Annotated in this window: 24 protein-coding genes and 1 pseudogene; 15 read left to right on the top strand and 10 right to left on the bottom strand. The window is 69.3% G+C overall.

Annotated features, from left to right (window positions below):
* The first annotated feature begins 35 nt into the window (after positions 1–35).
* Complete coding sequence (locus JOF29_RS07400; protein ID WP_209693479.1) at positions 36–443, top strand: DUF4267 domain-containing protein; 408 nt, start codon at positions 36–38, stop codon at positions 441–443.
* Here JOF29_RS07400 and JOF29_RS07405 read toward each other — a convergent pair.
* Positions 407–1,168 carry a GNAT family N-acetyltransferase gene (locus JOF29_RS07405; protein WP_307863196.1) on the bottom strand — a complete coding sequence of 254 codons (762 nt, stop codon included), beginning with the start codon at positions 1,166–1,168 and terminating at the stop codon, positions 407–409. The genes JOF29_RS07400 and JOF29_RS07405 overlap by 37 nt on opposite strands.
* A gap of 17 nt (positions 1,169–1,185) precedes the next feature.
* On the bottom strand, positions 1,186–1,995 hold the full coding sequence (locus tag JOF29_RS07410; protein ID WP_209693480.1) for an NAD(P)H-binding protein: 810 nt from the start codon (positions 1,993–1,995) through the stop codon (positions 1,186–1,188).
* Positions 1,996–2,081: 86 nt separating this feature from the next.
* Here JOF29_RS07410 and JOF29_RS45205 point away from each other — a divergent pair, with 86 nt between their 5' ends.
* Entirely contained in the window at positions 2,082–2,975 is an 894-nt protein-coding gene (locus JOF29_RS45205) for a helix-turn-helix domain-containing protein (RefSeq protein WP_209693481.1), read from the top strand.
* Here the strand turns inward: JOF29_RS45205 and JOF29_RS07420 are convergent.
* The gene (locus JOF29_RS07420; protein ID WP_209693482.1) at positions 2,972–3,370 is read right to left on the bottom strand and encodes an NUDIX hydrolase; all 399 of its coding nucleotides are present in this window, start codon (positions 3,368–3,370) and stop codon (positions 2,972–2,974) included. The genes JOF29_RS45205 and JOF29_RS07420 overlap by 4 nt on opposite strands.
* A gap of 151 nt (positions 3,371–3,521) precedes the next feature.
* Between JOF29_RS07420 and JOF29_RS07425 the strand changes: the two genes are divergently transcribed.
* From JOF29_RS07425 to JOF29_RS07455, 7 genes are all read left to right on the top strand, one after another.
* Positions 3,522–4,406 (top strand): PHP domain-containing protein, encoded by an 885-nt coding sequence (locus JOF29_RS07425; RefSeq protein WP_209693483.1) that lies wholly within the window; start codon positions 3,522–3,524, stop codon positions 4,404–4,406.
* Positions 4,403–5,020, top strand: coding sequence for a MarC family protein (locus tag JOF29_RS07430; protein ID WP_307863197.1), 618 nt, complete (start codon positions 4,403–4,405; stop codon positions 5,018–5,020). The genes JOF29_RS07425 and JOF29_RS07430 overlap by 4 nt, the downstream gene beginning before the upstream one ends.
* A 14-nt stretch (positions 5,021–5,034) precedes the next feature.
* The gene (locus JOF29_RS07435) at positions 5,035–5,904 is read left to right on the top strand and encodes a RecB family exonuclease (RefSeq protein WP_209693484.1); all 870 of its coding nucleotides are present in this window, start codon (positions 5,035–5,037) and stop codon (positions 5,902–5,904) included.
* Between the two features lie 144 nt (positions 5,905–6,048).
* Entirely contained in the window at positions 6,049–6,888 is an 840-nt protein-coding gene (locus tag JOF29_RS07440) for an alpha/beta hydrolase (RefSeq protein WP_209693485.1), read from the top strand.
* A 263-nt stretch (positions 6,889–7,151) separates the two neighbouring features.
* A complete protein-coding gene (locus JOF29_RS07445; RefSeq protein WP_209693486.1) occupies positions 7,152–7,949 on the top strand; it encodes an ABC transporter permease in 798 nt (265 codons plus the stop codon).
* Positions 7,942–8,757, top strand: coding sequence for an ABC transporter permease (locus JOF29_RS07450; protein WP_307863198.1), 816 nt, complete (start codon positions 7,942–7,944; stop codon positions 8,755–8,757). The genes JOF29_RS07445 and JOF29_RS07450 overlap by 8 nt, the downstream gene beginning before the upstream one ends.
* Before the next feature lie 3 nt (positions 8,758–8,760).
* Entirely contained in the window at positions 8,761–9,711 is a 951-nt protein-coding gene (locus JOF29_RS07455; RefSeq protein ID WP_209693487.1) for an ABC transporter ATP-binding protein, read from the top strand.
* Here JOF29_RS07455 and JOF29_RS07460 read toward each other — a convergent pair.
* The 4 genes from JOF29_RS07460 to JOF29_RS07475 all read right to left on the bottom strand — a co-directional run bounded on the left by JOF29_RS07460 (position 9,701) and on the right by JOF29_RS07475 (position 12,137).
* On the bottom strand, positions 9,701–10,543 hold the full coding sequence (locus tag JOF29_RS07460) for a hypothetical protein (RefSeq protein ID WP_209693488.1): 843 nt from the start codon (positions 10,541–10,543) through the stop codon (positions 9,701–9,703). The genes JOF29_RS07455 and JOF29_RS07460 overlap by 11 nt on opposite strands.
* A gap of 126 nt (positions 10,544–10,669) precedes the next feature.
* Positions 10,670–10,984 (bottom strand): hypothetical protein, encoded by a 315-nt coding sequence (locus JOF29_RS07465; protein ID WP_209693489.1) that lies wholly within the window; start codon positions 10,982–10,984, stop codon positions 10,670–10,672.
* 17 nt (positions 10,985–11,001) lie between these two features.
* Positions 11,002–11,316 (bottom strand): hypothetical protein, encoded by a 315-nt coding sequence (locus tag JOF29_RS07470; RefSeq protein WP_209693490.1) that lies wholly within the window; start codon positions 11,314–11,316, stop codon positions 11,002–11,004.
* Positions 11,313–12,137: a hypothetical protein gene (locus JOF29_RS07475; RefSeq protein WP_209693491.1), complete on the bottom strand. Its 825-nt coding sequence runs from the start codon at positions 12,135–12,137 to the stop codon at positions 11,313–11,315. Before JOF29_RS07475 ends, JOF29_RS07470 begins: the two co-directional genes overlap by 4 nt.
* Before the next feature lie 191 nt (positions 12,138–12,328).
* Here JOF29_RS07475 and JOF29_RS07480 point away from each other — a divergent pair, with 191 nt between their 5' ends.
* The 5 genes from JOF29_RS07480 (at position 12,329) to JOF29_RS07500 (ending at position 17,624) form a co-directional block, all read left to right on the top strand.
* Positions 12,329–12,868: an RNA polymerase sigma factor gene (locus JOF29_RS07480; protein ID WP_245357482.1), complete on the top strand. Its 540-nt coding sequence runs from the start codon at positions 12,329–12,331 to the stop codon at positions 12,866–12,868.
* Complete coding sequence (locus tag JOF29_RS07485; protein ID WP_209693492.1) at positions 12,865–13,881, top strand: hypothetical protein; 1,017 nt, start codon at positions 12,865–12,867, stop codon at positions 13,879–13,881. Before JOF29_RS07480 ends, JOF29_RS07485 begins: the two co-directional genes overlap by 4 nt.
* Positions 13,882–13,990: 109 nt before the next feature.
* Positions 13,991–15,508: a family 43 glycosylhydrolase gene (locus JOF29_RS07490; protein ID WP_209693493.1), complete on the top strand. Its 1,518-nt coding sequence runs from the start codon at positions 13,991–13,993 to the stop codon at positions 15,506–15,508.
* A complete protein-coding gene (locus tag JOF29_RS07495) occupies positions 15,505–16,299 on the top strand; it encodes a hypothetical protein (protein ID WP_209693494.1) in 795 nt (264 codons plus the stop codon). Before JOF29_RS07490 ends, JOF29_RS07495 begins: the two co-directional genes overlap by 4 nt.
* Positions 16,300–16,355: 56 nt before the next feature.
* On the top strand, positions 16,356–17,624 hold the full coding sequence (locus JOF29_RS07500) for a hypothetical protein (protein WP_209693495.1): 1,269 nt from the start codon (positions 16,356–16,358) through the stop codon (positions 17,622–17,624).
* Positions 17,625–17,664: 40 nt separating this feature from the next.
* On the opposite strand, the gene JOF29_RS07505 is transcribed toward JOF29_RS07500, so the two are convergent.
* Positions 17,665–18,540 carry an alpha/beta fold hydrolase gene (locus tag JOF29_RS07505; protein WP_209693496.1) on the bottom strand — a complete coding sequence of 292 codons (876 nt, stop codon included), beginning with the start codon at positions 18,538–18,540 and terminating at the stop codon, positions 17,665–17,667.
* A gap of 133 nt (positions 18,541–18,673) precedes the next feature.
* On the opposite strand from JOF29_RS07505, the gene JOF29_RS07510 reads away from it, so the two are divergent.
* Positions 18,674–19,426 carry a ParA family protein gene (locus JOF29_RS07510; protein ID WP_209693497.1) on the top strand — a complete coding sequence of 251 codons (753 nt, stop codon included), beginning with the start codon at positions 18,674–18,676 and terminating at the stop codon, positions 19,424–19,426.
* Here JOF29_RS07510 and JOF29_RS07515 read toward each other — a convergent pair.
* Together JOF29_RS07515 and JOF29_RS46265 are read right to left on the bottom strand one after the other, a co-directional pair.
* Positions 19,420–20,355, bottom strand: coding sequence for a DUF4349 domain-containing protein (locus tag JOF29_RS07515; protein ID WP_209693498.1), 936 nt, complete (start codon positions 20,353–20,355; stop codon positions 19,420–19,422). The genes JOF29_RS07510 and JOF29_RS07515 overlap by 7 nt on opposite strands.
* A 2,158-nt stretch (positions 20,356–22,513) precedes the next feature.
* Positions 22,514–23,890: pseudogene (locus JOF29_RS46265) on the bottom strand (DEAD/DEAH box helicase); the annotation flags it as partial.
* Positions 23,891–24,236 lie beyond the last annotated feature (346 nt).

A 24,236-nucleotide genomic window follows, 5' to 3' on the forward strand; every position in this document is an offset into this window, starting at 1 on the left:
GGAAAGTTAGCGCTGCTAGATCAAGGAGAACTTCGATGCGCCGCTTCACCACCGTCCTGACCGTCCTGCTGGGCGTCTTCCCGCTCACGTTCGGCGCCCAGTTCCTGTTCGCCGGGCACACCGCCGCCCCCAGTTTCGGGATCGACCCGTGGCCGACCGGCATCGCCGCCGGGTACTTCGCGGTGAAGGGCATCCGCGACATCGTCCTCGGGCTGAACCTGCTCGCCCTGTTCGCGCTCCGCCAGCGCCGCGCGACCGGCATCTACCTGGCGATCAGCGCGATCATCCCGATCGTCGACATGATCATCGTCCTCACCCACGGCGGCCCGGCCGCGACCGCGTTCGGCGTGCACGGTCTGACGGCCGTCGTCATGCTGTTCGACGCCGCCCTGCTGCTCCGCGAACGTCAGCGGGCCGAGGTGCTCGAGCCGGTCCACTCGTAGAGGTCGATCGTGCAGTACTCGCGGAACCCGAGCGCCGCGTACACCGAGCGCCCGGCCGGCGACGATCCCAGTACGGCGTACTCCACTCCGGCATCACGGAGTACGCCGTACGTGATCGCCGCTCCGATCCCGCGTCGTCGCGCCGCGGGCACCGTCATCACGAAGTACAGCCCGGCGACGCCCGCGCCGAGGAACACGGTCGCGGTCCCCACCGGCGTACCGTCGAGCCACGCGAGGTAGTGCCGCCACGGATCGCCGTACCCGAGCGTGCGGTACGTCGACGCGACCCACCGGGCCTCCCGCTCGCCCTCGCCGAAGCCCTGGCCGAGCGTCGCCTCCCACACCGCCAGCGCGTCGTCGTCCGCGACCCGCGTGATCGACAGTCCCGGTACGTCGCGCGGCGCGATCAGCTCCGGGATCCGGACCGCCATCCCGGGCTCCGACCCGGCCGCGACGAAGCCCGCGGCCGTCAGCGCCGTACGGTCGATCCGCAGCGACGGGCCGGCGTGCCAGGTTCCCGGTACGCCGTGTTCTCGCAGCTCTGCAAGGGATTCCGCGACCACGTCGACGTCGGACGCGCGCACGACGGCGTTGTGGTAGTCGATCGGCGACCCGCCGATCGTCCAGGTCGCGCGCTCGTCCACGCGCTGCGAACCGCCGCCCGCGGCACCCATTGCCATCAGCAACTCGGCCGCGTTGTCCTCGATCGCCCGTACGACGTCCACGGCAAACAGTCTGGTGGTCAGGCGAAGTAGGCGCGAGCCCATTTCCGGAAGGTCTGGGCGGGTCGACCGAGTACCCGCTCGACGTCGTCCGTGATCGTCTCCTCGCCGCCCGACCGGATCAGCTCCGCACCGCGGACCGCGACCGTCACCACGGCTTCGTCCAGCCCGGCTGCGCGCAACTGCTCCGCGTAGACGTCCGGCGGTACGTCGACCACGCTCAACGGCGATCCGAGTACGTCGGAGAGCACCGCGACCTGGTCCGGGACGCTCAACAGTTCGGGGCCGGTCAACGTGTAGGTCTGGTCGTGGTGATCCGACAGCAGCGCTTCCGCGGCGACCGCGGCGACATCGCGCGGATCCACGAACGCGTGCCGCCCGGCGCCGGTCTGGTTGGGGATCGGCTGCCCGGCCTGGATCGCCGGCATCCATCGCAACACGTTCGACGCGAACCCGGCCGGGCGCAGGATCGTCCAGGCCAGCCCGCTGTCGCGGACCGCCCGCTCGCCGGCGGCGTGCCAGTTCCCCGGCATTTCCTCGTCGGTACTGCCGATCGCCGACAGTTTCACGATCTTCTGTACGCCGCCGTCCACCGCCGCCTCGACCAGCGCCCGGTCGTGCGCCGGGACCCACGGGCCGGGCGCGGTCAGCACGAACACCGTGTCCACCCCGGCGATTGCCTTCCGCAACGAATCGGGATCGTCGAAATCGCCCTGCACGAACGATTCGTGCGGCTTCCGCGTCATCCCACGCACCGCGGCACCGCGGGCCTCCAACTGCCGGACCAGCTCACTGCCGATGGTGCCGGTCGCACCCGTAACGAGAATCATGCCGCCCACCCTGCCCACCACCTCCTACCCCCGGATAGGAATTTTCGGTACTACGGACTCGCCCGCCGACTGGCTACGCTCGAAGGGTGCATCCGTGGATCGAGACCGTGGCGCTGACGCCGACGACCACGCCGATCACCGTCCTCCCGCCCGACCCGGCGACCACGGTGGTCTGGCGGATGACGCCCGCGGGGGACAGCGACGTACTGGTAGCAGGCCCGCGGACCACGGCGGCGTACCACACGACGAAGGACCTGCCGGTCTGCGTACGGCTCCGCATCCGCCCCGGTGGCGTCATCCCGCTGCTCGGCACGCCGCCCGACCAGCTGGTCGACGAGGTAGTCCCACTCCACGACCTCTGCGGCCAGACAGCAGTCGACCTCGCCGCGCATCTCGTCACGTACCGCGACCACCTCGAGCGGGCGGCCGAGGAGCTCGGCGCATACCTGGTCGCCCGCATCCCGCCCCGCCTACCGGCCCAGCTGAACCTCGTCAACGAAGCAGCCGCCGCCCTGGCGCCACCGCCCGCCGGACCAAGCCCGGCGTCGGGAGTGCTGGCGGCTGGGCGAACCACGGCGCTGGTTCGTGGAGTGGACGGCGTGCGGGTGGGTGGGGGAGACGCGGCGCTGGTTCGTGGGATGGACGGGGTGCGGGTGGGTCGGGGAAGCGCGGCGCTGGGTCGCGGGGGAGAGGCGGTGCTGGTGGGTGCGGGGTGGCGGGTCGGTGAGACGGCTGCTCGGCTCGGGGTGAGCGAGCGGTACCTGCGGCGTGTGTTCCGGCAGGCGGTCGGCGTCTCACCCAAGCACTTCGCCCGGATCGCCCGCGTACGCAGGGTGATCGGCACCCACCACTCCTGGGCCGACACCGCGGCGTACGCCGGCTACACCGACCAGTCGCACCTGATCGCGGACTTCCGCGCCCTGATGCACGTCACCCCGAACGCCTACACGGCGGGCAACGTCCCGCTCAGTAACTGTTAACCAGGCAGCGCATTCCACTGCTCCAACGTGGAAATCAGCAGACTGGCGGTCGGCAGCGCCGCGAACTCCGACCGCGTGACGAACCGCGCATCCGACGCGTCGTCGCCAGCCTCGAGCGTCCCACCGACAGCAGTCGCCTCGTAATCGCGGATCACGTACAGCTGCCCGCGCGGCCCCGGACGCTCGACCTCGCCGACGAGATCGCCGACGACGACCGTCAGCCCGGTCTCCTCCGCGACCTCCCGCGCCACCGCGGCCGGATCGTCCTCGCCGGGTTCGACGCGGCCGCCCGGGATCGACCACAGCCCCCGTCCCGGCTCGTTCGCACGACGTACGACGAGGAGCCGGTGCTGCTCGTCGTACACCAGGGCACCCACACAGTCGACGCGCTCCATGCACCCCGAGGTTAGCGCCCCGTGCGCGATATAGCTCGACGCCGTCGCGCACGGGGCGCAGGGCGTCTGTGCACAAGTACCAGAGCAGAACGGTGAACGCGGATAGCATCAGCGGTGACAACCGGCTCCGGCGAAGGGACAAGGCCAGCTCGTGCGCATCGACCTGCACACCCACTCGAACCGTTCGGACGGCACCGACCCGGTGGACGTGCTGATCAGGCACGCGCAGCAGGCCGGGCTCGGTGTGATCGCGCTCACCGACCACGACACCGCGGCCGGCTGGGCCGACGGCCGGCGCGCGGCCGAGGAGCTCGGGATCGGGTTCGTGCCGGGGCTGGAGATCTCCTGCAAGCTGGACGGGATCAGCGTGCACCTGCTCGGGTACCTGCCGGACCCGGCGTACGCGCCGCTGGCGAAGGACCTGCAGATCGTCCGTGACGGCCGCACCGACCGGATCCCGGCGATCGTCGCCCGGCTGAACAGCATCGGCGTACCGCTGACCGTCGACGAGGTGTTCGCCCAGGCGACCGGTACGCCGTCCGTCGGCCGCCCGCACGTCGCCGACGCCCTGGTCGCGAACGGCACCGTCGTGAACCGGAGCGAGGCGTTCGACAGGTTCCTCGCCGACGGGCGGGCCGGCCACGTTCCGCACTACGCGATCGAGCCGGGGCGTGCGATCGACCTGGTTCGTGAGGCCGGCGGCGTCCCGGTGATCGCGCACCCGTGGGGCCGGTCGAGCTACAAGGTGATGACCGAGGACACCCTCGGCCGGCTGGTCCAGGACCACGGGCTGGCCGGGATCGAGATCGACCACCAGGACCACTCGCCGGAGTCCCGCGAGGCGCTGCGCGCGATCGCGCGGAACCTCGGCATCATCCACACCGGCTCCAGCGACCACCACGGCGCCGGCAAGATCGACCACGACCTGGGCGTGAACAGCACCGATCCGGAGCAGCTCGAGCGGTTGCTCGAGGTCGCCAAGACGAACGCCGCCGCCTCCGACAACGCCGCAGTACCCGAGGCCTACCTCCCGTGAACAGCGTCATGAACGTCGGGCTGTTCACCTCGGTCTTCGTCACGCTGTTCGTGATCATGGACCCGCCGGGCACGGTTCCGTTGTTCATCTCGCTGACCGCGGGCCAGTCCCGTGCGGTGCGGAAGAAGGCGGCCTGGCAGGCGGTGCTGGTCGCGTTCGGTGTGATCGTGGTGTTCGCCGCGTTCGGGCAGCAGATCCTGAAACACCTTGGCATCACCCTCCCCGCGCTGCAGTGTGCGGGCGGCCTGCTGCTTCTGCTGATCGCCTTGCAGCTGCTGACCGACACCGCCGAGGACCCGGTGCAGACCAAGAACGTGAACATCGCCTTCGTCCCGCTCGGTACGCCGCTGCTCGCCGGGCCGGGCGCGATCGTCGCGACGATGGTGTTCGTGCAGCGGGCCAACGGTTCGCTGCCGGACGTGGTCGCGATCTCGGCCGGGATCGTCGCGATCCACCTGGTGATGTGGCTGACGCTGCGGTTCTCCGGCGTGATCATGCGGATCCTCGGGGAGAACGGCGTACTGCTGATCACCCGGATCGCCGGTCTGCTGCTGAGCGCGATCGCGGTGCAGCTGGTCGCCGGGGCCGTCCGTGACTTCATCAAGGCGGGTTGAGCGTGCTTCCTGGAATGCCGACCCGGTTGTTCGTGGCGACGCCGACGAAGCTGCTGACGTTCGCGGACTGCAAGCGGAAGTACCGGTACACGTACCTCGAGACGCCGCGGCCGCCGAAGGGTCCGCCGTGGGCGCACAACACGGTCGGCGCGATCGTCCACGAAGTCCTCGCGGACTTCTTCGGCCGCTGGCCCGCTTCCCGACGTACGCCGGACGAGGTGGTCGCGAAGATGCGGTCGAGCTGGCGCAGCGAGGGATTCCGCGACGAGCAGCAGTCGCTGGACTGGCGCGACCGCTCGACCGAGATGGTCCTCGGGTACCTGCGGGACTCCGATCCGTACTACGAACCGCGCGGCGTCGAGCGCACCGTGGCGTTCACGACGGAACGCGCCTCGCTGCGCGGCCGGGTGGACCGGATCGACGAACGCCCGGCGCGCGACGGGAGCGACGGCACCGAGCTCGCAATCGTGGACTACAAGACCGGCCGCCGCCCGCTGACCTCGACGGATGCGCGGTCCTCGCTGGCGATGGCGCTGTACGTGCTCGGCGCGCGGCGAGTGCTGCACAAGCCGTGCACGCGGGTCGAGCTGCACCACCTCCCGACGAACACGGTCGCCGCGGCGGACCACGACGAGGCGTCCCTCGGCCGGCACCAGAAGCGCGCCGAGTCGATGGCGGACGACGCGGCCGCCGCCGAAGCCCGCTGGGCCGAGGGCCTCACCCCGGCCGAGGCCGACGAGGCGTTCCCGCCGGAGCCGTCGGCCCTCTGCGGCTGGTGCGACTTCGCCAAGATCTGCCCCCAAGGCCGCCGCGAGTCCCCAACCCGCGACCCCTGGTCCGGCCTCGACGAACCCGCCCAGATCCCACTCGACGAAACAGGCTGACCCACCAGCCGAGTGCCGCCCCAGTCTCGGCCCGCCCATCTCAGGGGCAACCCCGGAGACGGGATCCGGACGCGTGTCAGCGGCGTGTGCGTGGCGTGCCAGCGGGGTGGGGGAGCCTGAGGGTGGATGAAAGGGGCTCGCCTGATGGGTGCGAAGACTGTGAACAAGCTGGCGGTGCAGGGGGCCGCACTGCACTACGAGGTCGCCGGTTCCGGCCCGGTGCTGCTGCTGATCGCCGGCGACGGAGCGGACGCGGGCGTGTACTCGGGAATCGTCGGGCAGCTCGCGGCGGAGTACACGGTCGTGACGTACGACCCGCGCGGCAACTCGCGCAGCCGGTACGACGGAGACCCGGCAGACGAGTCCGTCGGACAGGCGGCCGCGGACGCGCTCGCGCTGATCGACGCGGTCGCCGGTGACGAACCGGCGGACGTCTTCGGCAGCGGCTCCGGCGCGATCACCGGGCTCGAGCTGATCACCCGGCACCCCGACCGGATCCGGATGCTGGTCGCGCACGAGCCGACGTGCACCGAGGTACTCCCGGACGCCGCCGACGCGCGTGCGTTCTTCGAGGAGGTCTGCAGCACGTACCACGAGGACGGGCTGACGGCGGCCGACGTGGTGTTCATGATGGGCACCGGCATGGACGGCGACGCGATGCCGCCGATGGTGGACCTGCTGCCGGAGTACCGCGAGCTCGCGGAGCGGATGCAGGCCAACGCGGCCAACTTCTACGAGCACAAGCTGCTGCCGTACACCCGGTACGTCCCGGAGCTCGACGCACTGAAGCGGGTCGCGGACCGCGTCGTACCGGCGGCCGGCCTGGAGTCGTACGGTCACCTGCCGGGGCGGCCGATCGAGGTCATCGCCGACCATCTCGGCTGGCCGGTGGTGATGTTCCCGGGCGGGCACGGCGGCTACTCGAGCCACCCGGCGCCGTTCGCCACGCATCTGGCGCAGTTGCTCAAGACCGACACGTTGTAGGTCCCCGGGCACCGGTCCGGGCGCGGGTCCCCTTCGCGATCCAGCACAGGGGTCCCGTGCCCGGACCGGTTATTCGTTTGACGGCCTGCCCGGATGCGGCGTACTGTCCCTCGTCTGCCTTGACAATCGGCGTGGATCAACCATGCCGTCACAGTGGTGTCCGAACCCCCGGGTCGTTCTCGAACCGGGGCGGTTCTGCGTGCCCTGTGACCAGAACTGGGCCTCTCGGACACCACTTTTGCGGCGTTCGAGAGGAGGTAGTGGTGGGTGTCTACTGGGCGATCGCCGTACGGTCGTTCCGGCGGTTCTCGACGTACCGGATCGCCACCGTGTCGGGCGTTTTCACCAACTCGGTCTTCGGGTTCATCCTCTGCGGCGTCTACCTGACGCTGTGGCGCGAACGGCCCGGGCTCGGCGGGTACGACGTACCGGACGCGCTGACGTTCGTGTGGCTGCAGCAAGGGATGCTGGCGCCGGTCGGGATCTTCGGTGCGACCACGACGAACGAGCTCGGGGAGCGGGTCCGCAGCGGCGAGATCGCGGTGGATCTGTACCGTCCGACGCAGCTGCTGCTGTGGTGGCTGTCGGTCGACTTCGGCCGCGCGGCGTTCCAGCTGCTCGCCCGCGGCGGGGTACCGATGGTGGTCGGTGCGCTGGTCTTCGACCTCAAGTTCCCTTCCAGTGTGTGGCTCTGGCCGGTGGTCGTGCTCGGGCTGGTGCTCGGGATCTTGGTGAGCTTCACGATCCGGTACCTGGTCGCGCTGTCCGGGTTCTGGATCACCGACTCCCGCGGGATGGAGCAGCTCGCGCTGGTGCTGTCGCTGTTCTTCGCCGGCACGATCCTGCCGCTGGTCGCGTTCCCCGGCTGGATCGGCGTGGTCGCGCGGGCGACGCCGTGGGCCGCGACGATGCAGGTGCCGATCGACATCTGGCTCGGCCGGAACCCGGGCGGGACCGGTGCAGCGCTGCTCTTCCAGGTGGGCTGGCTGCTGGTGCTGCTCCTGACCGCGCAACTGATCACCACCGTGGCGACCCGGAAGGTGGTGATCCACGGTGGTTGAGCGCGTCCTTCGGGCGCCGGCGCAGTACTGGCTGCTGATCGTGATGTGGATCCGGTCGGTGCTCGCCTACCCGGCGTCGTTCGTGCTGATGCTGGTCGGCTCGACGCTGGTCAACCTGACCGACTTCGTCGCGGTGCTGATCATGTTCAGCCACATCACCGCTTTCGGCGGGTTCACGTTCGGGGAGATGGCGTTGCTCTATGCAACATCTTCGCTCGCGCTCGGGCTCGCGGACCTGATCACCGGGTCGGTCGAGCGGGTCGGCGAACGGATCCGGACCGGGGCCTTCGACGCGTACCTGATCCGCCCGGTGCCGGCCTTCCTGCAGGCCGCGGCCGACGGGTTCGCGCTCCGCCGGCTCGGGCGTCCGCTGCAGGCCGGGACCGTGCTGGTCATTGCCCTGAGCAAGGTCGACATCGACTGGACGGTTGCCCGCGGCATCATGTTCGTGGTCTCGGTGGTCACCGGGGCGATCATCTTCGGGTCGCTGTTCGTGCTCGGCGCCGCGTTCCAGTTCGTGTCGATCGACTCGGCGGAGCTGGCGAACTCGGCGACGTACGGCGGGCAGGCGCTGACCCAGTTCCCGTTGACGATCTTCGGCAAGGAGATCGTCCGGGCCGTCACGTTCGTCGTACCGCTTGCCTTTGTCAACTACTACCCGGTGCTGTTCGTGCTGGGCAAGCCGGCGCCGTTGGGGTTGCCGTCCTGGATCGGTCTGCTGTCGCCGCTGGTGGCAGCAGCGATGGTCGGGCTGGCGTCGCTCGGGTGGCGGGCCGGCCTTCGTCGCTATCGCAGTACAGGGAGCTGAGCTGTGTCAGTCATCGAGTTGCAGGATGTGTCGCGGACGTTCACGGTCTCGTCGCGGACCGGGCTCCGGCGTACCCGGCGGGAGGTCCGGGCGGTCGACGGGCTGTCGTTCACCGTCGAACCGGGGGAGGTGGTCGGGTACATCGGCCCGAACGGCGCCGGGAAGTCCACCACGATCAAGATGCTGACCGGCATCCTGGTGCCGTCCGGCGGCACGATCCGGGTGGCCGGCGTCGACCCCTCCAAGCACCGGCTGAAGCTCGCGAAACGGATCGGGGTGGTGTTCGGGCAGCGCACGACGCTGTGGTGGGACCTGCCGCTGAAGGACTCGTTCGCCGTACTGCAGAAGATGTACGACGTACCGCTCGCACGGCACCGGGAGAACCTGGCGACGTTCGTCGAACTGCTCGACCTGGGCGACCTGCTGGACGTCCCGGTCCGCCAGCTGTCCCTGGGGCAACGGATGCGCGGCGACATCGCGGCCGCCCTGCTGCACGACCCGGAGATCGTCTACTTGGACGAACCAACGATCGGCCTGGACGTGATCAGCAAGGCCCGGCTCCGCGAGTTCCTCGCCGAGCTGAACGCGGAACGGCGTACGACGATCATCCTCACCACCCACGACCTCGACGACATCGAGGCGCTCTGCACCCGCGTCATGGTCATCGACCACGGCCACCAGATCTTCGACGGTACGCTCACCGGCCTGAAGGCCAGCCAGTCCGCCCCGCGCACCCTGGTCGTGGACCTCGCCGCCTCCCTCCCGCCGATCGAGGTCGCCGGCGCCACCGTCACGAAGGTCGACGGCCCCCGCCAGCACCTGACCTTCCCCACCACCGCGAGCGCGGCCCCCCTCCTGGCCGAGATCGCGGCCAACTACCCCCTCGTAGACCTCTCCGTCTCCGAACCCACCATCGAGTCCGTCATCACCCAGCTCTACACCGTCAACGACTGAGCCCTCGCGGGTTGGCGGACCGGCTCGCACCGCCCGCCCTGTTCGCTCCCGGCCTGGTCGACTCGGTCGTCTGGGCGGCGGCCGCGTTGTTCTGTGCGGCCTTGGGTACGAGTCGCAGCTGGTCCCGCATCACCTGGTTGAAGCCGTCCTGGCCGCGGACCATCCCGTCCAGATCGATTGCCTGCGGCAACACCGGGGCCACGTCGAACACCCGGGCGTGCGCCGCGACCAGGAACGTCCGCATGATCGCGTCACTCCCGCGCTGGAACTCCGGCCCCTGGACGAGGAAGTACGCCGCGTCGGCGAACGCCTGACGGTGCTCCGGGTTCTTCGGATCGGCCTTCGCCTCCTCGAGCTCCGCCAGCGCCTCGAACGCCGCCCTCCGCAGTACGTCGCGATCCTCCGGCCCCGCGGTCTGCGTGATGACCTCGTCCGGGAACCCCTGCGGCGCGGGCACGAAGTGCAGGAGGTTTCCGTTGACCGTCCGGCCGTCCCGCATTGTGACGACGTTCTGCAACTCGTGCTGTCCGTCCAGGCGGTCGAGCGCGACCCGCTCCAGCTCCGTCAGAAACTCGAACGCCGGCGATCCCGGCTCCCGCCGCCCGATGGTCGGCGTCAACCGGTAGTTCATCCCGAACTCGATCCGCGCCCGTACATCCTCCGCACTGGCCCCCGGCCGCACCCACTTCCCCTCAAGAGCCAGCTGGTACCGCCACTCCGCCACATGCCGATAAGCCGCCTCGAACCCCGCCACGCGCTCCGCCGGCGACCCGGCCCGCGCCAACTCCCGGTCCAACACCCCCAAGGCCGCATTCGCCTCAACGGCCTGCACCGCGGCAAACCCCCGCAACTGATCCGAAACCGCCGGATCAACCGAAGTCATCACCACCGCCGGCGTAGGAAAACTCCGCCCCGAGATCCGCACCATGTCAGCACTCTACAAACCACCCGCCGACCCCTAGCCCAGATCCGCCACCAACGACGCGAACACCACCTCAGGATCCATTCCCCCAGCGTCCTCCCGCCACCGCCGAACGGAGTCCGCGAACTGCCCCTCGTCCACCGTCCCCACCCCCGCCGCGATCAGCCGCTTGGCCTCCGCAATACCGATGTCGACGTACTGCAGCCCGTTGAGGAAGTAGTAGTCATGCCGAGCACCCTCGTTGTAGTGAAACTTCCCGGTGTTCCCGACATAAGTCCAAACATCCTCCTCCACCAACGCCGCCACCCACAGCTCCCTCTCCCCGTCCTTCACCAAGAACAACCGCGTCATCGTGTGTGCCTCCGGTTCTAGGCGAGGTCGGCGGCCATTGAGGCGAAGACGATTTCCGGGTCCATCGCGTCATCGTCCTGCCGCCAGTCCCGGACCGGGTCCGGGTTCTGCTCCTCGTCGACCTGTCCGACGCCATCAGCGATCAGCCGCTTGGCTTCGGCGATCCCGATGTCGGCATAGCTCGCCTCGTTGCCGGCGAAGTAGTCGTCCCGCACGCCCTCGTTGCGATGGAACTTCCCGGTGTTCCCGACGTACGTCCAGACATCCTCGTCCACCAACGCCGCCACCCACACCTCCCGCCCACCCTGACTGACCAGGAACAGCCGTGTCATTTCGCCATCCCACCCTTCCGCTTGTAGTCGATCGACTGAATCGCAGCAGACCGCCCCGTAGACGTAGGCCCGGTTGCCCTGTCCGGTCGTGCGGACCGGCGGTCCTGTCTACCGTAAACTCTGACCTCGACCGGCACCCCGCCCAGGGCGGTCAAGTCGTCGATGCCGCGGGGCTGACGCATCTGGGCCGACAGCGCGATCGCCGCCTCCCGCGCGTCTGCTCGTTTTTCTCGCGGCTGGGTCGAATCCCGTTCGACCACGTAGAGCGGCGTGGTCCGGTCCTTCACCTCGATCGATTCGTGCGAGTGAAGCTGCAACTCGACCCGCTGGCCATGCTTCTGCAAGTGGAGGTGCAGTCCCTTGTACCTGCTGCCCTCGGCGTACGAGTGAACGGCCCCGTTGATGGTCCAGCCGTGCCGATGCAGAGAGTCGTGGACGTCAACCGATGCCGGCACCAGATCGTCCGGGTCCGAAGTGACGATCGTGTAGCGCACCACATCGTCCAAGGGCTGCTTGCTGAACTGTGTGCCGGCCATCTTGCGGATCTTTCGTGCCAGCGACTGTGGGGACTTCAGGCGGCTCTCGAGTTGGTACGAGGTGGTGCCGTCGCGGATCGAGGCCACCAGCTCGTCGGTGAGCTCCGCCTCGACCTCTGCCGCGCGCGTCAGCAGCGTCAGGCTTTCCACGGCCGCGCCGGACCCGTACAGGCCGGCGATCTCCGCCTTGGTGGGAATCGGCTCTCCCCAGTCCAGCGGGCGGGTCCTGGCCAACCGCGCATGAAGGTCGCCAGGCTCTGGCAGGTCGTCGAGACCGGTTTGCATCTGTCCCCCAGGCATGGTCGGGCTTTCAATCGACGGTAGATACCTGCGAAGGGGCTGTGGGGTGGGTTTTGGGATTTGTGGATAACTCGGGTGGGTTACGGAATGGGGTGGGGTGGTGACGTGGGGGTGATGAGGGTCGTTGTGTGCGGGTAGGGACCCAAGCGGATGTGGGGGATCGGGGTAGAGAAGGTATGCCGACGATGGTGGGTGAGGTGGTTGGGGCTGCGCAGGCGCCGCCGGGGGACGGGCCTGGGTTTGTGGCGTGGGTTCGGCCTTGGCTGGGGGCGATGGCGCGGCTGGCCGGGCGGTTGGCGGCGGGGGTGGATCGGGACGACGTGGTGCAGGAGGCGCTGGCGCGGGCTTGGGTGAAGCGGGGGCAGTACGACGCTTCGCGGGGTACGCCGGCCGCTTGGCTGCTCGCGATCACCGCGGATCAGGCGCGGAAGGCGGTACGGCGGACTCGGCCGGGGCTGGTGGCGCTCCGGGACGTGGAGGACGACGGGCGCGTGCAGGAGCTGGACGCTCGGATGGATGTGGAGGACGCGGTGGCGGGATTGCCGGCGCGGCAGCGGCTGGCGGTGGACTGTTACTACTTCGCGGATCTGTCGATCGCCGAGACGGCCGCGGTGATGGGGTGCTCCGAGGGCACCGTGAAGTCGACGTTGTCGGATGCCCGGACCCGGCTCCGCGTCCGGCTCGAGGTCAGCGAATCTGTGGAGGCTGTGCGATGAACCCCGTCGACGAGATGGACGACCTGCTCAAGCGCGCGGGCGCCCGCTGGCGGGCCGATCAGGTGCAGCCCCCGGAGCCCGATCTGGAGCGTACTGTCGGCGGCAGGCGGAAGAGCTGGATTCCCGCGGTGGCCGCCGCGAGTGTTGCTGTGGTGGTCGCGGGCGCCCTCGCCGTACTGCCGAACCACACCACGGGAGGTGCTGCGGCGATGAACAGCCAGTCATCCACGCCGCGGTCCCTGCTGGTGAAGCCGGGGGATCGGGTGCAGGTCAGCGGGCTGGTGATCGCCGCGCCGGGGACGGCGCAGGTGTTCTGTGCGCTCGAGGACGGGTTCGGCGTCGGCTACGCGCCAGGCGACGAGCCGGCGCCGAATTGTGCGCCGGAGTTCTCGATCGCGCTGACCGGGGTGGATCTGAATCGGCTCAGCGACGCGAAGACGACGAAGGGCGTGCGGAGCGGGCGGGCGAAGCTGGTCGGGATCTGGGGTGACCGGACGATCGACGTACAGGAGCAGTCCGCGCCCGAGACGCCGGTCCGGTGGGCGTTCCCGGAGCTGCCGTGTCCAGCGCCCGCAGGTGGCTGGGTATCGAAGCCGAGCAACATCTACTCGCCTGCTGTGACCGCGTTCCTGGCGGCCCACGCCGACCAGATCTACGGGCCGGTGATCCACTACCCGAACGGTCACTCGCGGAATGCTCCCTTGGTGATCATGGTGGGCGTCGCGCACGGTGACGTGGACGCGTTCCGGCTGGCCTTCGAGGAGGTGTACCGCGGGAACCTCTGCGTCGCGCCAGTACTGCTGAGCCGCGCTGACAACGAGCGGATCCAGAACGCGCTCGTCAAGCTGACGTCGGACAAGTCGCTGGGCATCCTGGCCGTCGCCGATTCGGGCCCGTCCGGCGGCCGGATAGGGGTTCCGCTGATCGCCTACACCGAGCAGGTGCGGACCGCCTTCACGCCGATCGGCCTCGACGACATCGAGGTGCAGCCGGTGGTCAAGCCGGCCGGCTGACGGCCGCCGCGTCGGTAAGAATCTTTCGACCACGGTCGAAACGGCGGACGTCGTCGCTAACCCGTGTCATCGTGTGCGCATCCGTTCGCCCACGGTGAGGTAGGGACCCATGGCCAAGTTCGCGACCGCGGCCTTCGGAGTGGTCACGCTGGTGGTGTCGGCCTTCCTGCCGATCACCGGCGACCACATTGCTGACCGTACGACGGCAAACCGAGCGGCGGTGACCGACGTACAACTCCCGGCCCGGCCGAACGCCGCCCGGAACCCGGTCCGGGAGAACGCCGCCGACCCCTGGATGGTGTTTGCCGAAGGCAACTACAACCTGCTCTACACGCGCGGCGACAAACTTGTCGGAGTCGCCAGCCCTTCGGTCGACGGCCTGGCCGCGGCGCCGGAGCAGACCCTCTGGCAGCCGCCGGCGGGGGAGGCCTGCTGCAACCTGTGGGCGCCGGAGATCCACCAGCTCGACGGCAAGTGGTACCTGTACTACACCGCCGACAACGGCACCGACTCCCAGCACCGGATGTTCGTCCTGGAGGCCGACCACCCGATGGGGCCGTACGGCTTCAAGGCCAAGCTCGACACCGGCAACGAGCACTCCATCGACGGCAGCATCCTGAACCTCCCCGACGGCCGCCTGTACCACCTCTGGTCGAGCGGCCGCCCCGACGGGCAGGACCTGTACATCGCCCCGATGAGCAATCCGTGGACGATCAGCGGTCCGCCCGCCCTCCTCGCCCGTCCCGACCAGCCGTGGGAGCAGAACGGCCGCAAGGTGACCGAGGCCCCGAACGCCCTTGTCCACAACGGCAAGGCGTACGTCTACTACTCCGGCAGCGCCTGCGAGTCGCCCGACTACGCACTCGGCGTACTCGAACTGACCGGCACCGACCCGCTCGACCAGAGTGCCTGGACCAAGTCCGGCCCGGTGTTCAAGCGCAACGACGCCAACTGGGTCTTCGGCACCGGCCACAACGGCTTCTTCACGTCCCCGGACGGCAAGGAGACGTGGATCGTGTACCACGCCGTCACCAGCTCCAGCGGTACGCCGGCCGGCAGCTGCAACGCCGGCCGCGCCGTACGGATCGGCAAGGTCACGTACGACGCCGCCGGCAAACCCCAACTCGGTACGCCGAGTGCCGCCTGGCAGAGCTTCACCCTGCCGTCCGGCGACCCGGGCGGCGATATCGTTGCCGACGGCATCTACGAGATCTCCCCGCGGAACGCCCCGACGAACCGGCTGGAGGTGGACGCCTGCTCGGCCGCCGACGCCGCGACCGTCCAGGTCTACACCCGGATCGCGGCCAGCAGATGCCAGAAGTGGCGGCTGAGCTACCTCGGCGACGGCTCGTACAAGTTCCTCAACAACGACAGCGGCAAGGCGCTCGACGTCGGCGGATGCTCCGGGGCGAACGGCGTCAAGGTCATCCAGTGGCCGTACTGGGGCGGTGACTGCCAGGAGTGGTACCTGGACGCGATCGGCAACGGCTACTACAAGGTGACGTCGAAGGTCGGCGGCCGCACCCTGGACGTCGGCGGCTGCTCCACCGCCCCCGGAGCAGACGTCGACGTCTGGCCGTACTGGCAGGGCGACTGCCAGCAGTGGAAGCTGGAGAAGGTCGGATGAGGCGCTGGATCGCTGCGCTCGCCGCCGTCGCCCTGGTCGCCGTCGGTCAGCACGCGACCGTCCGGGAACACCAACAGCAGGCGTTCCCGGACGTGAAGACCCGGACCAAGGGCATCATCCCGCCCGGCGGCGTCCTCAGCTCGAAGACCGGCGGGAACACGATCGACGCCGAGCTCCGCGAGGAGACGCCGCGCGCCGACGGCCGGCACCACTACGACTCCCGCAAGCTGATCGAGCGCCTCACGGCGATGCACGCGAACACGTACCTGTTCGGCATCTGGGAGTCGCCGACCGACTGGGACGACCTGCGCAGCGAGTTCGCGCCACTCGCCCGCGCGGCCGGGATCGACGTCTGGGTGGACCTCGTCCCGCCGAGCGAGTGCCAGGCCGACCGCCCGGAGGGTGCGTACCTCGAGGGCTACTGTTCACGCCCGTTCAAGCTCGACTTCATCGCCTGGGCGCGGAACATCGCCACGCTGTCCCTGCAGTACCCGAACATCAAGGCCTGGCAGGTCGACGACTTCCTGGCCGGCGAGAACGCCAAGCTGTTCACGCCCGACTACCTGAGCAAGGTCAAGGCGACCCAGGACGCGATCAATCCGAACCTCGGCCTGCTCACCACGATGTACCACTGGGACTACAGCGACGCGAACCTCGACCGGCTGGCGCCGTACATCGACGGCGCGATCTTCCCGTACCTCGGCGGCGCGCTGAGCGCCAGCGACTCGCGGTACGTCGCCACCCAGCTCGACGAACTCCGCGCCAAGCTCAATCCGCGGCACTCGACCTGATCCTGCTGCTCTACACCGACCGCTTCCTCGACGGAGCCCTCCCGCCGACACCGGAGGTGGTCACCGAGGAGCTCAAGCAGGCGATGCCGTACGCCGCCGACGGCCGGATCGGCGGGATCGTCGCGTACGGCGCGCCGGTGAACTACGACCGCCGCCCGACGATCGCCTCGAACAACCTGGCGCAGACCGGCGACGGCCGGCTGAGCTTTGCCCAGGGCAACTACACGACCGCGGCCGCCGGCGGGTACGCCGAGGCGTACCAGCAGGTCACCGTCGACCCGAACGCCGGCAGCTGGAAACTCGGCTTCGCCACCTACGACCAGGTCAGCCGGACGCCGTCGAAGTCCGGCAAGCTCGACAAACAGGTGCTGATCGACGACACGGTCGTCTGGCAGTCCGACATCGCCGACGAGTTCGGCTTCACCTGGGCGCCCGCCTCGGTCGACCTGACCGCGGCGCTGAAAGGCAAGACGACCGCGAAGCTCGCCCTCCGCCTCTACACCCAGGCCGCCGCGAACTTCCCGATCGACGTCGGGTTCGACAGCCTGGTACCGACCGGGTTCACGGTCCCGAACTTCGGCTTCGAGGACGTCAACCCGGCGACCCGCGGGTGGCAGCTCAACCAGCAGAGCCAGAGCGTCGTCGGCTCGTTCGAGAAAGTCACCCCGCACCAGGCGAAGGACGTGTACGACGTGATCTCCGCGGCGTACGCCGGCGTGCCCGCTCCCGCCGTACCGACGACGCCGTCCGGCCCGATCCCGAGCAACCTGCCGCGGACCGGGGCGCCGTACCAGCCAGGGGGCGCGAACACGATCCACGACAGCGCGATGTACGGGAAGGGGCGGCTGAGCCTGTTCGTACCGGAGAAGACCGCGACCGGGACCGGCACCTGTATCTGGGCCGAGCAGCGGATGGCGGTGGATCCGGCGGCGCCGCGGTACGAGATCTCCTGGTGGGACTACGACGGGTATGCCGCGGACCTGTTCGGGTACCACCTGAAGCAGGTCTCGATCGTCACGTCGAAGGGCAAGAAGCTGCTCAGCAACGTCGACGCGGCGAGCGCCCCGAAGCTGTGGATGAACGGGCAGGGCGGCTGGGGGCCGATCGACATCACCGAGTTCGCGCGCGGCGAGAGCTCCGTCGTGCTGCAGTTCGCGCTCTGCGAGCAGCAGGGCGTCGGCGACTACCTGGTCGACGTCGGGTACGACGACATCACGGCCGTCGGGCTGACCGTGACGAACGGCGACTTCGAGCAGGGCAGTACCGGATGGACGATCGTCAGCCCGCATCCGGGCATGCAGGCCAAGGTCATCACCGCACCCTGACCCACTAACCAGGAGGCACCGCCATGCTGCCCCTCGGCGCTCAGACCGTCCTGAGGCTCGGGTAGTCGTGGAAGAAGTCGACGAGCATCCTGGCGGTCTTCGCGGGCTGATCGATCGCGGGTGAGTGACCAGCCTCCGGGATGACCTCTGCCTCGACGCCCAGCGCAGCAGCCATCGCGTGCTGCGCTGGGATCGGCCAGCCGTCGTCGGTGGCGCCGTGCAGGACCTGCTTGCGGACGTTGGTCTTCGCCAGCTGCTTGGTCCTGTCCTCGGCGTCCGTCAGCCGGCGGGTGATCTCGGCCAGGCTCGTGGGTACGTTGCTGGTGAACCGCTTCCGGAGGAACGCCGCGACGTCCGCGGGCGGAGCGACGTACCCAGGGGCCTTGTTGTCGTGGTCGAGCTTCATGTCGTACACCTGCTCGATCGGGAGGTTCTCCAGACCGTACGCGAGCATCTGCAGGCTCTGCAGCGTCGCCTCGTCGGTGAACGCGCCAGGGCCCGAGCAGAGCAGGCTGATCGTGGAGAACACCGAGGGGTCGGTCAGCACCGCCTCACGCGCCACGAGCCCGCCGAACGAGTGCCCGACCAGCTGGCTGAACCCACCGAGCGCCTTGCTCATCGCGACCAGGTCCGCACCCAGCTCCGCCAGCGAGTACGCCGACTTGTCGGCCGGGCCCGCGGTCTCGTACTGGCCCCGCTGGTCGACGGCGACCGTACGCCAGCCGTAGCGGCACAGGTGGTCGACCAGGGGCGTGAAGTCCTCCTTGCTGCCCGTCCAGCCCGGCACGAGCAGCACGGTGCCCAGCGGCGTGCCGATCGACGGCACGGCGGTCAGCGTGGCGAAGGAGCCCCGCTCGGTCTCGAGCGTCACGGGGTGAACCCCGTCGGGCAGCGTCAACGTACGCGGCGTACTCACAGGTCGAGAGCGTACCGAAGAACGGGCAGTGGTGGGCGTCAGAGCGGCGCCGGCCGCTCGCCTGAGCGTGCGGGTCGTCGACGCGGGCGACCACTGCCCGTCCTTCGGTACAGCGGTACGGCACAATGGCCGCGTGCCTCGCACTCTCGCGGTCGCGAATCAGAAAGGCGGCGTGGCCAAGACGACCACCGTCGCCACGCTCGGCGCAGCCCTGGCCGAGCTCGGCCTCCGCGTGCTGCTCGTCGACCTGGACCCGCAGGCCTGTCTGACGTTCTCGGTCGGCATCGACCCGGAGGACCTGGACAAGTCCATCCATCACGTTCTGCTCGGCGGCGTCCGCGCCCGCGACGTACTGATCGAGCTCGAGGACGGTCCGGACCTGCTGCCCGCGACGATCGCGCTGGCGACCGCGGAGGTGCAGCTGTCCCGGGAGAGCGGCCCGGAGCAGGTACTGCGGACCGCCCTGCGCCCGCTGCGGCCGGCGTACGACTGGATCATCGTGGACTGCCCGCCGACCCTCGGGCTGCTGACGGTGAACGGGCTGTCCGCGGCGTCCGACGTACTGATTCCCTTGCAGTGCGAGACGTTGGCACATCGTGGCGTAGGGCAACTACTCGACACCGTGCACGACGTACAGCGGCTGACGAACCCCGGTCTGCAGGTGCTCGGGGTGCTGCCGACGCTGTACGACGGCCGGACGACGCACGCGCGGGCCGTGCTGGAGACGATCGCGGACACGTACTCGCTGGACGTGCTGCAGCCGGCGATCCCGAAGTCGATCCGGTTCGCGGAGGCGCCGGCGATTGGTGAGACCGTGCTCAGTACGGCGCCGGCCTCGCCCGGCGCGACGGCGTACCGGGCGTTGGCTGCCGCGCTGGTTCACTGACCGGCCGGCTGCTTGCGCAGCTTGTGGCGGAAGCGCCACAGCGGTACGGCGAGGATCGCCAGCAGGATCAGGAACGGGAGCAGCGCGCCGATCGCCGTCGCTACCGCTGAGAAGGTCGCGGTGAAGGCGTGCCAGCCGCTCTTCAGACCGGCGACGAAACCCTTGTCCGGTTTCTGGGTCTGGACCGGTGGCTTGCCCTTCTCGGTCAGGGTCAGCGTGAGCGTGGCCAGATCGGTCTGCAGGGAGAGGTTCTTCTGCTTGGCCAGTAGGGCTTCCAGATCCGACTCGCGGCGGGTGAGCTCGCTCTCGACCGAGACGATGTCGCCGATCGTGTTCGCCTTCGTCATCAGCGCACGCATCCGGTCCAGGCTGGCGCGCTGCGACTCGATCCGGCTCGCCACGTCCACGACCTGCTCGGTGACGTCCTCGGACTCCTGGTGTACCTGCAGGCGCTTCCCGAGGCCCGAGAGCTGCTGGATCGCGGTCTCGAAGGACTTGGTCGGAACCTTCAGGACAAGGTTCGACTGGGTGATCTTGCCGTCCTGGTTACTGCTGGTGTCCTCGGACGCAACCTGACCGTCCAGTCCCGCGATCGCAGTGACAGCCTTCTGCCGCATCGCCGACACGTCGTCCCCTTCGACGATCAGCGAACCCGTCTTGATGATCGCCCGGGTGATCGTCGGATCGTTCTGCCCCGCCGACGTCCCTTGCGCCGATCCTTGCGCCGACCCCTGCGACGTGCCCTGCGACGTGCCCTGCGCAGACTTCCCCTGGGCCGGCACCTGCGCCGGTACCTGCGGCTTGGCCACCGCCCCCGAGTCCTGCTTCGCCGGTGCCCCACTACTCGCCTGCTCGCCGTTCGAGGCCCCACCACACCCCGCCAACGCCAACACACCCACCACAACAGCAACAACCCTGATCGGCCCCATCACCCAGCCCCTCTCATCGTGATTCCCGCCCTAGGACGGCCCACACAGAGCTACGCGTTGCACCACCAGATCACCATTAGAAAACGTTCCTCCCCAGAACCCCACCCGCCCCCCAACTCCATCCCACACCACCGACACAACTGACACTCACCCAGAACCCTGGCGCGCCCACACCGCGCAAAACCCCGCGCGTCCGCACCGCGCAGAACCCCGCGCGTCCGCACCGCGCAGAACCCCGCGCGTCCGCACCGCGCAGAACCCCGCGCGTCCGCACCGCGCGGAACCTGACGTCTGCGCCGGGGCAAAAACCGGGCGTCGGTCTCCGGGCAGAACGTGGCACGGAGCTTGGGCCAACCCGGCGTAGGCGCTCGGGTCGAGCGTGGTGTCTGCGCGTGGGCAGGAACCCGGCGTAGGTGCCCGGCCAGAATCAGGCGTAGGCGCTCGGGCCGAACGCGGCGTCTGCGCGTGGGCAGGTACCTGGCGTAAGTGTTGGAGTGGAACGTGGTGTCCGCATCCGCCGCAGGTACCTGCGGCAGGTGCTGGGGGCGAACGCGGTGCCTGAGCGTGGGCAGAGCCTGGCGTCTACGCCGGGCGAGAACCTGGCGTAGACGCCTAGTGAAACGTGGTGCCTGCGCCCGGGCGGGACGACGCGCTCGGGTTGCCGGCCGGGTGGGACCCGGCCGGCCTCACCTCACTCCGGCGCCTTGAACAGCGGCGCAGCCGCAGCCTTCTTGACGCTCTTGGCCGGCGTTTGAGTCGCCTTTGCAGCAGCCTTCTTAACCGACTTCGCAGTTGCCTTCTTGGCCGGCTTCTCCGAAGTGTCGGCCGCCTTGGCAGCCGTCTTCCGGGCCTGCTTGACCGGCGCCTCTGCAGCCTTAGCCGTCGTCTTTCGCGCCTGCTTGGCTGGTGCATCAGCAGCAGATGCCCGACCAGCTGACTCGGCGGTCTTCGCCGCAGCAGTCGTTCGCGTCCGCTTCGCAGGCGCTTCCACAACCGTCTCTGGCTCGCTGGCGGCTGCCTTTCGCGTCCTGGCCCGCTTGACCGGCGCGTCAGCAGCAGGCGCCTGCGCGGCAGGTACGTCGGCAGCAGATGCCTCGCCGGCAGGGGTAGTCGCCTTCGTCGCGGCCGTCTTGCGGGTCCGCTTCACCGGCGCTTCCTGAGCCGTCTCCGGCTCGCTGGCGGCTGCCTTTCGCGTCCGCGCCCGCTTGACCGGCGCGTCAGCAGCAGCCGCCTTCTCAGCAGGTACGTCGGCAGCAGATGCCTCGCCGGCAAGGGTAGTCGCCTTCGTCGCGGCCGACTTGCGGGTCCGCTTCGCGGGTGCTTCCACAACCGCCGCCGGCTCGCTGGCAGCTGCCTTCCGCGTGCGCTTCGCCGGCGCTTCCACAGTCGCGACTGGCTCGGTCGCGGCTGCCTTCCGCGTCCTGGCCCGCTTGACCGGCGCTTCCGCAGCAGGTGCATCAGCAGTCGGTGCCTCGGCAGCAGGTTCGGCAGCTGCCCTAGCAGTTGCCTTCGCCGCTGTCTTCCGCGTCCGCTTCGCGGGCGCTTCTTCAGCAGCGGCTACGTCGACGGGCTCGGCCTTCGCAGCGGCGGCTACCTCAACGGGCTCGGCCTTCGCATTGGCAGCCTTCCGAGTGCGCGTCCGCTTGGCCGGCTTCTCCGCAGGTACGTCGACTACGGCAGGCGCGGTCGACTCGACCGTCGGCGTGCCCGGCTCGGCAGGCGCGCTGAACTCAGCCGCCCTGTCCGAGTCAGCACCCGTCCTCGACTGAACGCCCGCGTTCGAGTGAGCACCTGCGTTCGACCGGGCACCCGTGTCCGACCTGGCGCCCGTGTTCGACCGGCCCCCCGTCTTCGAGTGAGCACCCGTCTTCGAGTGAGCATCCGTCTTCGAGTGAGCATCCGTGTTCGACCCGGCACCCGTGTTCGAGTGAGCAGTAGTGCTCGGCGGGGTGGCGGTTGTCTCGGTCTGCGCGTCGGGGGTTGCCTTTGTCTGCAATGCCTCGGTTGGGCGGTTGTCGCCCGAGCGGCGGTTGCGATTGCGTTTGCGGGGCTTGCGGGTGGCGGACTCGTCGGCGATGACCGCGGTTACTTCGGTCTTCGTGGTGACGTCGGCGAGTTCCTCGACCGGCTCGCCGGCGCGGGTGCGTTTGCGGGTGCGGTTGCGCTTGCGGTTCCTGCTCCGTCCGGAGCGCTCGCCGTCGGCCTCCTGGTGCTCCCGCCGGCCCCGCGGTTCCCGGGACTCTCGCGGCTCGCGCGCCTCTCGCGACCCGGTCTCCCGGGACTCTCGCGTCCCGGTCTCCCGGGACTCTCGCGCGTCTCGCGAGCCGGTCCCGCCGGACTCTCGCGCCGCGCGGATCCGGCCCTTCGCGTCCGACGGGATACCCAGGTCGTGGTACAGCTCCGGCGAGGTGGAGTAGATCTCCTGCGGCTCGTCGTACGGCAGGTCGAGCGCCTTGTTGATCACCTTCCACCTGGTCAGGTCCGGCCAGTCGACGAAGGTGACGGCGATGCCGCTGGCCCCCGCGCGCCCGGTCCGCCCGATCCGGTGGATGTAGGCCTTCTCGTCCTCGGGACAGGTGTTGTTGATGACGTGTGTGACGCCCTCGACATCGATCCCGCGTGCGGCGACATCGGTACAGATCAGTACGTCGACCTTGTCGCCGCGGAACCGGGTCAGCGCCCGCTCGCGCGCCTGCTGGTTCAGGTCACCGTGGATCGCCGCCGCCTTGAACCCGCGGTCCTGCAGGTCGTCGGTCAGCCGGGACGCCTCGCGCTTGGTCCGGCAGAAGATCATCACCCGGCCGCGGTCGTCGGCCTGCAGGATCCGGGCCACCACCTCGGGTTTGTCCAGATCGTGCGCCCGGTAGACGAACTGGGCCGTGGTCGGCACCATCTCGGTGTCCTCGTGGGACTCCGCGCGGATGTTCAGCGGGTGCCGCATGTGGGTGCGCGCCAGGCCGATCACGGCCGACGGCATCGTTGCCGAGAACAACATCGTCTGCCGCAGCTCGGGCGTCTTGCGGAGGATCCGCTCGACGTCCGGCAGGAAGCCGAGGTCGAGCATCTCGTCGGCCTCGTCGAGGACCAGGACCTTGATGTGGCCGAGGTCCAGGACGCCGCGATTCGCCAGATCCAGCAGGCGTCCCGGCGTACCGACGACGACGTCGACGCCGGTCTTCAGGGCGTCCAGCTGGGGTTCGTACGCGACCCCGCCGTAGATGGTCAGGATCCGTACGTCGCGGACGGTCGAGGCGGTCGCGAGGTCCTTGGCGACCTGGATGGTCAGTTCCCGGGTCGGGGTGACGACGAGCGCCTGCGGCTTGCCGGGGGCGACCAGTTCGGCGTAGTCGGCCTCGTGCGGCGCGATCGTGCGCTGCAGCAACGGGATGCCGAAGCCGAGCGTCTTACCGGTACCGGTGCGGGCCTGCCCGATCAGATCGGTGCCCATCAGGGCCACCGGGAGGGTCATCTCCTGGATCGGGAAGGGTTCGACGATGTTGACGCGGTCGAGCGCGTCACAGATCTCGGGGAGCACCCCGAGCTCTCGGAAGGTGGTCAGGCTGATCGCCTCTCACATGCTTGTGCGGACAGATGCTGTGTGGCCGGGCGCCTGGGGCCGAACAGCCCCGATCGTGAGGCGCGGGGACACTGTGCAAGCACCTCGCACCAGCTTGCCCATCTGGGCGCGTCACCGGCGAATCGCTCACCAGTGTAACCACAGCAGCTGTCAACGCCGCCTCGTGTGGCGTGCACCACTCACAGTGCCCGCCGTACGGCGCCTCGCTTGCCCCTTCATCTGGAGGCTTGCCCTCCGAATTATGAGTGGGCGACCCTCCAGCTCAGGGGATGCCCCCTCAGTTGGAGGGTTTCCCACCTGCACC

Origin of the sequence: Kribbella aluminosa, from assembly GCF_017876295.1 — a bacterium.
Classification (GTDB): Bacteria; Actinomycetota; Actinomycetes; order Propionibacteriales; family Kribbellaceae; genus Kribbella; species Kribbella aluminosa.